This window comes from Mycobacteriales bacterium, from assembly GCA_035504215.1.
GTDB lineage: Bacteria > Actinomycetota > Actinomycetes > JAFAQI01 > JAFAQI01 > DATAUK01.
The window spans coordinates 1-13,047 of the sequence record DATJSI010000096.1; the positions used below are offsets into that span (position 1 = coordinate 1).

9 protein-coding genes are annotated in these 13,047 nt (G+C 70.4%); 6 read left to right on the forward strand and 3 right to left on the reverse strand.

Features of this window, described 5'->3' with window-relative positions; all coding sequences use genetic code 11:
* Positions 1-118, forward strand: a 118-nt coding sequence (locus VME70_11910) for an integrase core domain-containing protein (protein HTW20901.1), incomplete at its 5' end; no start/stop codon positions are given.
* Between the two features lie 130 nt (positions 119-248).
* Here VME70_11910 and VME70_11915 read toward each other — a convergent pair.
* Positions 249-2,801, reverse strand: coding sequence for an Ig-like domain-containing protein (locus tag VME70_11915; GenBank protein ID HTW20902.1), 2,553 nt, complete (start codon positions 2,799-2,801; stop codon positions 249-251).
* A 238-nt stretch (positions 2,802-3,039) separates the two neighbouring features.
* Here VME70_11915 and VME70_11920 point away from each other — a divergent pair, with 238 nt between their 5' ends.
* The 3 genes from VME70_11920 to VME70_11930 are packed head-to-tail and all read left to right on the forward strand — an operon-like array spanning position 3,040 to position 5,214.
* Positions 3,040-3,429 carry a hypothetical protein gene (locus VME70_11920; GenBank protein HTW20903.1) on the forward strand — a complete coding sequence of 130 codons (390 nt, stop codon included), beginning with the start codon at positions 3,040-3,042 and terminating at the stop codon, positions 3,427-3,429.
* Entirely contained in the window at positions 3,416-4,423 is a 1,008-nt protein-coding gene (locus tag VME70_11925; GenBank protein ID HTW20904.1) for a hypothetical protein, read from the forward strand. The genes VME70_11920 and VME70_11925 overlap by 14 nt, the downstream gene beginning before the upstream one ends.
* Entirely contained in the window at positions 4,420-5,214 is a 795-nt protein-coding gene (locus VME70_11930; GenBank protein HTW20905.1) for a methyltransferase domain-containing protein, read from the forward strand. Before VME70_11925 ends, VME70_11930 begins: the two co-directional genes overlap by 4 nt.
* Here the strand turns inward: VME70_11930 and VME70_11935 are convergent.
* Positions 5,211-8,357: a BTAD domain-containing putative transcriptional regulator gene (locus VME70_11935; protein ID HTW20906.1), complete on the reverse strand. Its 3,147-nt coding sequence runs from the start codon at positions 8,355-8,357 to the stop codon at positions 5,211-5,213. The genes VME70_11930 and VME70_11935 overlap by 4 nt on opposite strands.
* Before the next feature lie 127 nt (positions 8,358-8,484).
* On the opposite strand from VME70_11935, the gene VME70_11940 reads away from it, so the two are divergent.
* Together VME70_11940 and VME70_11945 are read left to right on the forward strand one after the other, a co-directional pair.
* The gene (locus VME70_11940) at positions 8,485-8,988 is read left to right on the forward strand and encodes a SigE family RNA polymerase sigma factor (GenBank protein ID HTW20907.1); all 504 of its coding nucleotides are present in this window, start codon (positions 8,485-8,487) and stop codon (positions 8,986-8,988) included.
* Positions 8,985-9,842: a hypothetical protein gene (locus tag VME70_11945; protein HTW20908.1), complete on the forward strand. Its 858-nt coding sequence runs from the start codon at positions 8,985-8,987 to the stop codon at positions 9,840-9,842. The genes VME70_11940 and VME70_11945 overlap by 4 nt, the downstream gene beginning before the upstream one ends.
* A gap of 158 nt (positions 9,843-10,000) precedes the next feature.
* Here VME70_11945 and VME70_11950 read toward each other — a convergent pair whose 3' ends face one another.
* Positions 10,001-12,982: a S8 family serine peptidase gene (locus VME70_11950; GenBank protein ID HTW20909.1), complete on the reverse strand. Its 2,982-nt coding sequence runs from the start codon at positions 12,980-12,982 to the stop codon at positions 10,001-10,003.
* Positions 12,983-13,047 lie beyond the last annotated feature (65 nt).

Below are 13,047 nucleotides of genomic sequence, written 5' to 3' on the forward strand. Positions count from 1 at the left end.
CTGGACCACCAACACCGCCCGACGCCGAGCCCTGGACAACTTCATCCGGCACTACAACACTCGACGCGGCCACTCCGCCCTCGGCGGACACCCACCCGCCAGCCGGCTCGCCGCCTGACAACAACGTGTCAGGTCACGACAACTAGGCGGGCGACGCCCCAAGTGAGCAGGACGGAATGCTGCGAAGGCGTCTTTGTCGCACAACCGTGGGGGAACGCCGGGTAGAGCGACGCGCGCGACCTTCGAGGTCAGCGCACCGTGATGCGCACGAGGTGCAGCCGGCCGTGGATGCGGACGCCGATGTCCCACAGCTTGTAGCGCTTGCGCATCGCCTTGTTGATGTGGAAGGTCATGCGCCACACGCCCGGTCGGACCTGGGTGAAGGCGTCCCCGCCCCCGCGCGGCCGATGCTTGGTGTTGGCCGGCACCGCCCACTCATAGTGCGGGGTGCTCTGGCTCGCGGCGTACACGTGGTAGGTGCCGACCTTGAGCTGGAACCCGGTCTTCTGCGTGTAGCGGACCTTGGGGATCCAGATCGAGAGCAGGCGGTACTTGCCACGGATCGTGGCCTTCAGGCCGGCCCGGTTGACGGCGGTCGCGACGTAGTGCCGGACGCCGTTGCGTCCCACCTTCGTGCGCAAGGTGCACTTGACGATGCCGGACTGCTTGTCCCGGCCTGCGCAGCGCCCGCGGTTGAACCGGCCCGCGTAGACCCCGCCGTTCTTGACGCCCTTCACGGTGACCTTCGGGGCGCTGCGGTCGATGTTGATGCCCTTGACCTTCGCCGTCGCTGCGCCGCCGTCGAGATCGGTGACGGTGCGGCTCACGTGCTGACCGGCGCCGCTGTGGGTCAGCTTGACGGCTGCCGGGCACGGTGCGCTGAAGCTGGCGCTGCCTGCGGTGCAGGTGAACGTGACGGTCACCGGTGTCGAGTACCAGCCGTAGGCGGTCTTCGGCTTCGTGCTGTGCACTGTGGCGTGGATCGTGGGATCCGTGCGCTGTGCCGACGTGGTGGACGTGTCGAAGTCACCGTTGCCCAGGTAGTTGGCGGCGACGTCGTACGACGCTCCGGGCGCCAGGCTGTGGCTCAGTGTCGCGGTGCCGTTGCTCAGCGCAGCCGATCCGGCGTCGTTTCCGTCGACGGTGAACTCGACGGTTCCGGTGACGGTCACATTGGAGTGACCGGGCACGGTGACGGTTGCCGACAGCGAGGACGGCTCGATCGAGAGCGCCGTACTGGTGGCAGCCTTGCCGACGGAGACTTGCTGTTGCGCGGTGGGCGCGTCGGTGTAGTCGGCGTTGCCGGTCTGGTCGGCGTCGATCACGCAGGTGCCGGCGTGGTCGAAGCTGACCGTGCCGCTGTTGATCGAGCAGGCGTTGTTGGTGGTCGAGGCGTCGATGCTGAACGTGACCGGGTTACCCGACCCGCCGCCGGTCGCGGTCGGGACGTAGGTGTCCCCGAGACCAGGCGAGGTCGGCCCGATCGAGGTGAACTCGACCTGCTGCGCAGCCTTGGCGACGTCGAGGTCGCCGGAAGCAGTGGCCGACGAGTAGGTGCCGTCACCCGCGAAGTTCGCGACGACGTCGTCGGGGTAGGTGCCCGCCTCGGACGAGCCGATGCTCACGCCGGTGAGGCTTGCGACACCGCTGCCGTTCGTCGTCGCCGTCCCGACGTCGTTGCCGTCGAGAGTGAAGTCGACGGTTTCGCCCGACAGGCCCAGGCCGTCGTCCTGCAGGGTTGCGGTGAGCGTCGCGTTGCCACCGTAGGTTGCCGATCCGGAGACATCCGACATGACGGGCGCGGGAGCCGCGAACGCGCTGCTTCCGTTCGACGCCACGTCGACGTACAGGGTCTCGCCAGCGGTCACGGGGATCGTCGTGGTCACCACGGCGCCGTAGCCACCGAAGCCATCGTTCTCCGCGTTGTTGCCGCCCGTGCCACCGGTCGCGACCACTGCGACGCTCGTCACACCGCTGGGCACGACGAAGGTCTGCTCCGGCCCGGGGTTGTAGCTCTGCACGGTCGGCCCGCTGCCGTAGGACAGCGAGACGCCCGGGGTCGCGGTGGTGTCGTTGCCCACCGTCATGGTCGCGACCGAGAAGCTCGAACCAGCGCCGCCGCCGTTGCCGAACTCGTCGCAGTTGTTGGTCGCCCCGCCGCCACCACCGCCGTAGTAGCCACCGCCGCCACCACCACCGCCGCCGTTGCTGGCCTGCGAGGTGTAGCCGTCGCCGCCGATCGCGCCGGTTCCGTCGGTTCCGTTCTCCTGTCCGGCCTCGCCGGCTCCGCCGGTCCCTACTGCGGTAGGCGTGGCTCCACCGCCACCGGTCGTGCCGTCGGTGCAGTTCAGCTGCTGGCCGCCGCCGCCGGTGCCATTGCCACCGCCACCACCGCCGTTGCAGTTGCCGTAGTACGACCCTGGCGCGGTCCCGCCACCGCCGCTGCCGCCCGAGCACCCGTCGTATCCGCCGGCGCCACCGCCACCGCCCGCGACCACGAGGCGCGGCTCTTCGCCGGTGTAGTACTTGTCGACACAGGTCGGATCGGTCGCCGAACAGGTCTGTACGGACGAGGCGCCACCGCCGCTACCCGCGACGGTGGAGGGGCCGCAGCCGGCGAAGAAGCAACCGCCGTTGCCGCCGCTCAGCGCCGTACCGTTCGTGCCGGCGATCGACCCACCGCCCGCAGGAGTCGCCGACGCCTCCGCGCCGGTGAGCCAGAACGAGGCGATCACGAGTACGGCGGCGATCAACGCGCCGAGGATCGAACGGCGACCGGATATCCGGAGCTGGGAGGTCATGAATTACTCGCAAACCGTGGTTGGTGAAACGGTGGACAGCGCTACGAAGGCAACCTTCGGCGACTGACGGCTTGCCCTTGAGTCATCTCGACTCGTCAATGAATGTTGGGATAAGTGTTGCGGTCCGGCGGCCCCGCTGAGCTCGCTCGCCCGCGATCATGGCCGGGCTGGCGGCCTGCAAACGGACTGCAAACGCGCTCACCCACGCTGTCCACAACCGATGCACGAGGAGGGCGTGATGATCGAGGCAGTGACGAGGTTTCTGGACGCGGTGCAGGCGGGGCGGCCGGTCCCGGCCGGGGTGTTCGCCGACGACGTGCAGCTGGACGCGACGGTCCCGAACTGGCGGCTCAGCCGGTCCGGCGCCGATGCGGTCCGCGACGAGTTCGCGCGTTGGTACGCCGACCCGGGCGCGTTCGAGAGCGTGACCCGGACCGAGGTGCCCGGCGGCGAGCTCGTGACCTTCCTGCTGACCTGGACCGAGGGTGGCGTTCCGTTCGCGGCACACCAGGCACACGTCATCGAGGCCGACGGCGGGGTGATCGCCAAGGACACGGTGTGGTGCGGCGGTCGGTGGGACGCTGGGCTCCTCGCCGAGATGGAAGAGGCGGACCGTGCCCGTGCGTGAGAACACCACCGGTCGTGAGGTCGCGGGGAGCGCAGAGGAGCTGCTTGCTCGCGCGACAACGCGGACTCCGATGGCCACCATCGACGGCAAGTCGGCGGTTCCGATGGAGCGGGTGGTGATCGACGGCGCGGCGTACGTGGTGAAGCGACTCGGTCCCTCGCTCGACTGGATCGCGCGTGCCACCGGTGACTACGTCGCGCGGGTCGGAACCTGCTGGCGAATGGGCATCCTTGACCGGCTGCCGGACTGCTTCGATCACGCGATCGAGGCGGTCGCGTTCGACCCGGCGGACGGTACGACCACGCTGCTGATGCGCGACGTCGCCGAGGCGCTCGTGCCGGAAGGCGACGAGCCGGTGCCGTTCGAGCAGCACCGGCGCTTCCTCGACCACATGGCGCAGCTGCATGTCAGGTTCTGGGAGCTCGCCACGATGCCCGAGCTGACCGCGATGTCGGTGCGTTACACAGCGCTCAGCCCGTTGACCGCGCAGACCGAGGCCGCGCTCGGCAGCGGTGCCGGGGTGCCGGCGATGCTGCCGGGGTTCTGGGCCGCCCTGGACGACGCCGCGCCCGCGGCCGCCCGGGTCGCCCGAGAGCTGGCCGGCGATCCGTGGCCACTCGTGCGCGCTCTCCAGCGGACGCCCGCCACCTTCGTCCACGGCGACTGGAAGATGGGCAACCTCGGTTCGCACGCCGACGGCCGCACGGTGCTGCTCGACTGGCAGTGGCCGGGCGTCGCGCCCGGCTGCGTCGATCTCATGTGGTACCTCGCGATCAATGCCGCCCGCGTGCCCGAACCGAAGGACGACGCGATCACGGCGTACCGCAATCGCCTGGAGTGGTACGGCGTTGCGACCGACCCGTGGTTCGACGAGCAGCTGTCGCTGGCCACGCTTGGAGCGTTCGTTCAACTGGGCTGGAACAAGGCCGACGACGCCGACGAGCTCGAGTGGTGGACCTCCCGCGCGATGAAAGCAGCGACGACTTTGTCGTGAGCACCGTCGACGATCCGGCCGCGGCCTACACGAGCGGCGAGGCTTGGGCGCGCGGCCCGCAACTGGTCTACGACCGGCTGGCGGAGGTCGCGTTTGCCAGGCTGCCGCCGGACCTGTCCGGCCTGACGGCCGCCGACGTCGGTGCCGGAACGGGAGCCGCGACTCGCGTGTTGGTGGGCAGGGGAGCGAGCGTGCTCGCCGTGGATGCCTCGTCAGCCATGCTTATCGAGCTGAGCCGACAGGTTGGTGCCCGGGTCGCGACGGTGCTGGGCGATGTTCGCGCTCTTCCGGTCGCAAGCCGCAGTCACGACCTCGTCGTTGCAGCGTTCGTCATCAACCATCTGCACGAGCCCTCTCTCGGGTTGAGCGAACTGGCGCGCGTCTGCCGACCAGGCGGCCGGATCGTGACAACGACGTTCGGTGCGGATGACCATCCGATCAAGGCCGCTGTCGACCGCGTGCTGGCGTCGTACGGTTTCGTTGCGCCGGCTTGGTACGTCGCGATGAAGAAGGAGGTCTTGCCGAGATTCGGTACCGTGCCCGCCCTCGACTCGATGGCGCGAGGTGCTGGCCTCCAGCACGTCGCCGTGCACGAGGTGCGGGTGGCCTTCGACGACCTGCCGTTGCGTGCGGTCATCGACTACCGGCTCGGGCTGTCGCACATCTCGGCGTTCGTTCGTGACCTGCCGCCGCACACGCAGCAGCAGATCGACGTCGACCTGCATGCGGCGATCGCGCCGTTGCCGCCGTTCGAGCTGCCGATGCTCGTACTGGACGCGGTCGCGAGCTAGCCGAACTCGCGATCGGCCAGCCGCGCGAACGACTCGGCGTAGCCACCGGCTGCGCGGCGCCAGTCGTCGGCCCAGCTACGGGCAAGCGCCGCGAGCCGGTCGTTGCGCGCTGCCGCTGCCAACCGTGCTGTCAGCAACCACGCCTCCGGTCGTGCGACGTTGTGCAGAGTGTGCGCGAGCGAAGCGAGGCCGTCCGCCGGTACGTCGCTGCCCGAGAGCAGCCGCACGCGGGTACGAAGGGCGTCCGCGAGAGCGGCGTGGCGGTGCATCCCTTCGGCTGTCGCGCGCTGATGAACCTCACCGGCGGTCGCTGTCGCGGAGCCGAGATCGCCAGCGGCGAGCGCAAGGCACCCGGAGATGTATCGGCGGCGCAGATCGATCCGCCAGCCATTGGAGATCGGGCCGCCCTCGAGCAGCGCGCCCACCTCGTCGAGCAGCGCGGCCGCTTCGTCGAGACGGTCGGCCCGCAGCAACAGAGCGGCCAGGTCGAGCGTCCCCTGGCCGTAGGGTTCCCGCGCTCCTGCGCTGCTTGCCAGCTCGCGCGCGGCGGCGAGTGCATCGCCGGCCTCGGGCGCCCCGAGCAGGGAGAGCACCCAGCCGCGGTAGACCTCGGCCCGCCCAGTGAAACGGTCGGCGTGCTGATCCTGCACGGCCGCGGCCATGCGCTCGGTGATGGCGAGCGCGTGTAGCGGTCGGCCGAAGAGCACCTGGGCATGCGCGGTGATCTGGTCGGCGTACACCCCGGAGAACGGGAACGGCGCACGGCGGGCGGCCGTTTCCTCAGCCAGACACGCCTCGGCGTGCTCGACGTCGCCGCGATGCAGGTGCAGGAAGCCGGTCCAGATGACGACGAACGGTCGCAGCGGTGAGGCCGGCGCGGCATCGGCGGCCGCGCGCAGCCGCTGCTCGCATTCCACCAGCCGGCCCGTGGTGTGCAGCGCCTTCGCGGCGAGGAACTGACAGGTGAGGCGTACCTCGGGATCCGCGGTGCGAGCGGCCGCCTGGTTGGCCAGCGCGAGGGTCGCGGGCCAGTCGCGCCCGTAGTACGCCGCGTACGTCGCGACCTGCAGGGCGCCGTCATCGCTGTCCTTTCCGAGCGCCAGCGAAGCCTCGTCGCGCGCATCGTCGTACCGACCGAGGAAGAGCAGCTGGCGCGACCGGTCGATGTGCCCGTCGGCGCAGTCGTCCAAGGCAAGGCTCTCGTCGACCAGGCGGAGTGCGTCGACGTGGTCGTAGCGTTCGGCGGCGAGGCCGGCGGCCGTGCGCAGCGCACGGGCAGCAACCTGGAGGTCGCCGCCGAGCCGGGCGTGGTCGGCGACCACGAGCGGGTCCGAGCCGGGCCGATCGTTGAGTACGCGAGCCGCCTCCCGGTGCAGCCAGGCGCGTCGGGCCGACGGCAGATCGGCCGCAAGGGCATCCCGGAGGAGGTCGTGGCGGAACACGAAACCGGTGCGCGCGTCCTCCAGCACGTGGCGGCGCATACCGAGCTCCAGGTCGTCGAGCAGGTCGGGCACCGGTCGGCGCAACAGGCTGCTGAGCACGTCGACGTCGACGACCGGGCCGAGCGCCGCCGCGGCGCGAAGCGTCGATGCGGCCTCTTCGTCGCCGGCGAGCCGCGCGAGGACGGCCTGGCGAATGCTGTCCGGCAACTCGGCCTCGGTCGACTGTGCGAGCTCGACCAGGAACAGCGGGTTGCCTCCGCTGCGCTCGAGCAGCGCGTCGACGCGCTCGGCCGGGACATCGTCGCCGAGCAGCGTGACCGCGGCCGCGCGGTCCAGTCGCTCGAGGCGCAGAACCGTGGCCGCTTCCGGCACCCGCCCGGCACCGGAGCGGTAGGCGAGGACCACGAGCAGCGGTAGCCCGGCCGCGCGTTGCGCGACAACCTCGAGCCAGTCCAGCGTTGCGGCATCGGCGTGGTGAGCGTCGTCGATCGCGAGCACCACCGGCGCGATCGACGCCAGCCTGGTCATGACGTTGAGCAGAGCGAGCTGGAGCAGGTCCGGAACGTTCGCGCCGGGCTCGCGACTGACCAGCACGTCGCGAACGCTTCCTGAGCCCAGGCCGAGCAGCGGCGCGACGACCTCCGCGTCGGCGCCGAGCAGCTCGCCGCGCTCGCTCGCCGGTGCGCCGCGAAGCCGCCGGCTGAGGACGTCGAGAACCGGTGCGAACGGCAGCGCTCCCGCCCCGGACGCGACCGTCCGCAGCACGTCGCAGCGCGGGCCGACCGCGCTCAGCAACGCATCGAGCAGGCGGGTCTTGCCGATGCCAGCCTCACCCTCGATGGCGAGGATCCGCGAGTTCCCCGCGCAGGCGTCGTCGAACCCGGCCTGCAGCCGGTCCAGCTCGACCTGTCGACCGGCCAGAGTCACCGCCGCCGGGCACGACGCTGAGGCCGAAGTCGGGTCGCCGGCGTGCAACAGCGAGAGGTGCACGGCCTGGGTATCGGGATGCGGGTCGACTCCGAGGTCATCCGCGAGCCGCTCGGCAAGTTCGGCGTAGGCCGCGAGTCCGGCGGCCGCCCGGCCGGAGGCGGCGCTGGCGCGCATCAGCACGCGCAGCGCGCCCTCGTCGTACCGGTCGTGGTCGAGGGCGCGCCGGGCCGCTTCGACCGCGTCGCGGTGACGGCCGGCCGCGGCCGCTGACTCCGCGCTCAAGAGCAGGATCCGCGACCGAAGACGCTCGACCGCTGCGCGGTCGGCCGCCAGCCACTCGGCGTCCGGATCGTCCGGAAGCAAAGGCCCGCGAATCAGGCGGAGCGCCGCGTCGGCCGCGGCGCTGGCAGCCGCGCGCCCGCCCTCGGCCAGTCGTATCTCCGCCTCGTCGGCCAGAGCCTCTGCGGCGCTGACGTCGAGCCAACCCATCGACAGCGCGTAGCCGGCGTCCGAGCGGGAGACGGAATCGATGCCGAGTGCCGCCCGGCACCGGCTGGCAAGGACGGATAGCTGTGCCGCCGGCCTTGCCGGCGCATCACCTTCCGGCCAGAGCACGTCGACCAGTGTGTCGACGCCGACCGGGCGCCCCCGCGCGATGGCCAGGCGCTGGATGAACACGCGTGCCTTCCGGCTGCCGAGCCGGCCGAGGTCGACGCCCTCGATGTCGAGCCCGCCGAGCAGCCGCACCCGGAGACCGGGGTCTTCCCCCATGGCGGCAGTGTCCGTCCGGAGGGCTGGTCTTGTCAGCGGTCAGGTGGTGGTGAAAGTCGGCTGCAGGATGCAACGTGGAGCTCAACTCGCGCGTTGAAGGTCTGACCGGCAACCGCTCGGAGGCGTGGTGGACGACAGCTCGTTTCGCGAGTACGTCGCAGCCCGTGGGCTGGCCCTGACCAGGACGGCGTACCTGCTCTGCGGAAACCAGCACGACGCCGCCGACCTGGTGCAGACGGCCCTGTCCCGGGCGTACGCCGATTGGGGCCGGGTGTCGCGGATGGGCTCGCCGGATGCCTACATCCGCCGCATCATGGCCAACCAGCGGACGTCCTGGTGGCGCTCACGCCGTCGCGAGCACCTCACGCCCGGGCCGTTGCTGGACCGCGTCGCGGAGGACCGGACCGACAACGTTGCGATCGCGGATCTGGTCCGTGCGGCGGTGCGTGCGCTGCCGCCGAAGCAGCGGGCGGCGATCGTCTTCCGGTACTTCGAGGACCTGGATGATGCCGCGATCGCGTACGCGCTCGACTGCTCGCCGGCGACCGTGCGCAGCCAGATTTCCCGAGCGTTGACCCAGCTCCGTCAACGAGCGGACCTCAGTGAACTCGTGGGAGTGGAGGGATCATGATCGACCTGGACGAGCTGCTGCGGGAGACCCTTGCCGGCGATGTTGAAGGGGTCGCTCTGCCGCTGGATCTCGCCGAAATCGCGACCCGGCGAGGTCAGCGGATCCGGCGGCGGCGCCGCACCCTGACGACGGCCGCGGCGACCGGTTCCGCCGGCGCTGTCGTCGTCGGTGCGGTCGCGATCTCGGCGTGGGCGGGGCGTCCCGCGCATTCGCAGGTGCTGCTGGGCAGCCGTCCTTCCGAGCCGCCAGTTACCCGCCCGAGCCAGGCCAGCCACCACCACGATGCCGGGCTGGTGTGGACGAACTGGCCCACGGACCGCCGGTTCGGCACTGCGCCGAGCCAGGCGTTCCTCGACGCGGTCGACCCGGGCCAGCCGCAGACGGTCTATGCCGAGGGCACGATGTCCGATGGGACCGAGTTCGTCGTCAGCGACCCGACTGCCGACCGCGGGGAGGTTCCCGGCTTCGTCCAGGGATGGAACAACGTCACCGACTTCGGTGAGTCGGTCAGCGTCGGCCCGTCGATGACGGACGGGTCGTATCTCGCCTTTCAGACGCCGACGTACGACGCAGGTGATCTGGACACGGCGACCACGCAGTGGCTGGTCGTCGTCGGTGCGCCGGACACCCGGACTGCGTCGTACTCCGCTGACGGCACATCCTGGACCTCGATGTCGGTGCAGGAGGGAATCGCCGTACTGAAGCTGCCTGCCATCGCACCGGTCGACGCGCAGATCCGGCTGACCGATGGCTCGGGCCACACCGTGCAAGGTGGACTGGGCGTCACCGGGCCGGTTGCGAGCCCGTCGGCCGACTCGAGCCCGACGGCGACCGGACCGTCGTCGGCGCCGTAGGCCGATCCGCGCCGTCCGCACGAGGGAGAGTTTCGCGGCACCGGTGGATAACGACGAAGCCGGCCGCTTCCCCGTGGGACGCCGGGTAGGACGCCTCAGCCGGAGCGCAGCCACGCCCCGGCACCTGGCGCGCCTGACGCCGGTCAGCGCGTCTGCTGCTACGACCCGGGTGGACCCACCGTGTACTCGTAGGGATAGGCAGCCAGCGTCTGCAGGTCGAAGAAGTAACCCTGGCTGTCGAGCAGCGGCGAAAGGGCGCTGCCGTTGCTCACCACGGCGATCAGCCCGCTGACATCGGTGGCCGGAGCGGCAGTCGGTGTCAGCGTGCCCGTGACGAGCGCGGTGGCGTTCGGTGCGATGTAGACGTTCGGCCCGCTGACGTCGCCGTTGGTTGACAGCAGGGTGAACGTCCGGCCGACGCCGGTGGTGTTCGTCACCTGCACGCTTACGGTGTTGCTGCTGCCCTGCGGCAATACGGTCGCCGAGCTGTCCGGAATCGAGACCGGTGTGGTCCGGGCTGTGTTGAAGCTGATGTCGCCCCGGATCGTCTGGTCGAACTCCTTGCCGCTGGTGGTGAGATCCATCATCGCCTGGATCGTCCACACCCCCGGCGTCGGATCGGCAACCACGATCGCCGCGTTGCCGAGCTGATGGCTCGCGCCGACGCCTTCCGGTGTCGTGCTCGGCGTCCGGTCGTAGTAGCCGTCGAGCCCGTCCGGCTCGACCGCGAAGTAGTCCATGATGTTGTCCGGGCTCGTATCCGCGGTGTGGAACGTGATGCGCAGGTCGTTCTCGCCCGGCGGTACGTCGATCTGCATGCTCTTCAACGGACCGAACCCGCGCGCGACGCTGCTACCCATCTGCCAGCGGAACCGGCCGCCGGTCGACGGGATCAGGGTGCGCCGCGTCACCGGCACGGACACGCTCGTGCCGCGGTTCGACGTGAACTGCACCGACTCGGGGCGGTCGCCTGGCTGGTAGGGCAGCCTGACGGTCAGCGGGATCGTGGCACTGGAGTGCGCGGCGATCGTGACCGCCCGGCTTGCGCGGTTGTCGATCTCGGCCTGTCCGGTGAAGCGGACCGAGATGTTGCCGCGGTAGCTGCCCGGCGTGGCCGGCGGGTCCTGCAGGTGGCTTCGGCCGTTGTTCCAGACGATTCGCGCCCGCCACTTGCCCGGCATCGGGTTGTCGATCGAGACATGCTCGTTGTTCGACACCGGCCCGGTCGGGGTGTCCGAGTAGTCGTAGGACACCTGGGCCAGGTGGCCCCGAGGGTCGAACAGCAGCAGCGACAGGACGGCGTCGTTGTTCGGGTTCGGCGTGATCATGTCGACGCCGAGCTGCGACAGTCCTCTCGGCACGTTCATCGTGATGTCCCGCGCGGCTTGCGCGCCTTCGGCCGGCAGCGGCTGCGAGGACGGCGGCGCCGTCACCGGCTCAGTGACGGTGCGCCCGATCTGCCACGGCCGGCTGAACCGCCGGAAGGTCCCGGTCACGGTCTGTGGGCGGTTGGACGCGTTGTACAACGAGACGCTCTGCTGGCTCGAGGTCCCGCCGTTTCCGCTCACGTTCACCTGGGTCGGGGTCGGCAGCAGCGCGCTCGACGACGAGCGGACGGTGGAGCCGGGTTCCTGCTGAGCCGCACGAACCGCAGCTCCGACGTCGAGCAGACCGGCACCTTGGCCGTCGCTGGGCGCACCGATGTCCTGCGCGGTCCCGGTCAGGATCTGCTTCACCATCGCGGGCGTGGGCTGTGCCCCGTCGTGCGAGTCGGCGTAGGCCTGGATCACGTCCGCGGCCGCACCCGCGATGAACGGCGCCGACTCGCTGGTCCCGCCGAATGCTTCGGTCAGCGTGGTCTGCGGACAGGTGGGCGAGGCGGGACTGCAGCTGGCTTCGCCGCCCTGACCGGGTGCAACGAGGTCGAGGACGTTGTCGTCAGGCGTGGTTCCACCCGAGGACAGCGCGGCGATCTGGTTGTCGTCCCAGTGCTTGTAGCCCCAGGCCTGCGCGAGCAGCCGGTAGGTCGTCGACGCACCCGCGTCGATCACGTTCGGGTCGTACGCCGGCACCTCGACCGTCCCGCCGACGCCAGAGTCACCGGCCGACTCGACGACCGTGATGCCGGCCGCAACGAGCTCGTCGTTTGCCTCGGTGATGGCGCTGAAGTCGGTCTGGCCCGGAATCGCACCGTAGCCGTAGGACTCGGAGACGACTGACACGCCGTCATCGATCGCCGCGATGTCGAGGCCGGCGATCGCCTCCGACTCCGTCGTCGGGACGTCGGACGTGCCCTGTCCGAAGTAGCCGGTGTCGACGATCGAGGCTCCTGGCGCGATGCCCACGATCCGGAACGTGCAGCCGGCCGGCAGGTTCGAGTACGGGAGCTCCTTGGAGAAGTCGTACGTGACCGTGCCTTGACCGCCGATCGACGAGGCGTCGCCGTACCACTCGTCGCCGCCGCCGTCGAAGTTCGAGTCGTCCTCATTGGGCGTCGGGCTGTCGATGACGACGTGCTTCCCATCGGGCCGGATCAGGTTGGGGTTGCCGGCAAGCTCGTTGACGCCGGTGAGGCCGATCTTGACCCCGACGCCGGTCGCGATCCGCGCGGCATCACCCGGCTGCGCGGGTTGGCTCATGAAGTGGGTGACCGCCAGGGCCTCCGGCTCGAGCAGTGGCTTGTTCGGGTTCGAGGGGCACAGCCGCTGGCTGATGTTGGCCGCCGGCACCTGCGGAGCCGTCCGGGCCACGATCGGCATGTCCCGCTGGATGGAGGCGACGTCCGGGTTGCTGCGCAGCCGCTGCACCTCGGCGGCTGTGACCTTGGCCGCGACCGCGTTCACGCTGACCAGGTGGCGGACCTGGGTGCCGCCGTGCGAGGTGATGCTGGCGGTGACCGACTTTTGCGACGCCAGCGTCGTCGCCTGGCGCTGCCTGCCCTGGGCCTTGATCTTCAAGCCGTGGTACTGGTTCTTGAGGATGACGATCACCTTGCCGCCGTGCTCTGCGGCATGCGTGACCGGCGCGAGCGACGTGGATCGCGGCGTGGCAGCTGCCGATGACGCCGCGGCGCTCCCCAGGGTGAGTGCGGCGGCCGTCGCGACAACCGCGGAAAGGGTGACGAGTGGGCGAGGTTGCACGGTGACCCCTAGGTGTCGGCGAACCCCCCGCCGCGAGCACTGTGCCACGGCCGGACACAACGGAC

Bases quoted from the DNA above. Each gene is read 5' to 3' on its own strand.
- VME70_11915 (HTW20902.1), bottom strand. From the start codon at position 2,801: ATGACCTCCCAGCTCCGGATATCCGGTCGCCGTTCGATCCTCGGCGCG.
- VME70_11920 (HTW20903.1), top strand. From the start codon at position 3,040: ATGATCGAGGCAGTGACGAGGTTTCTGGACGCGGTGCAGGCGGGGCGG.
- VME70_11935 (HTW20906.1), bottom strand. From the start codon at position 8,357: ATGGGGGAAGACCCCGGTCTCCGGGTGCGGCTGCTCGGCGGGCTCGAC.
- VME70_11945 (HTW20908.1), top strand. From the start codon at position 8,985: ATGATCGACCTGGACGAGCTGCTGCGGGAGACCCTTGCCGGCGATGTT.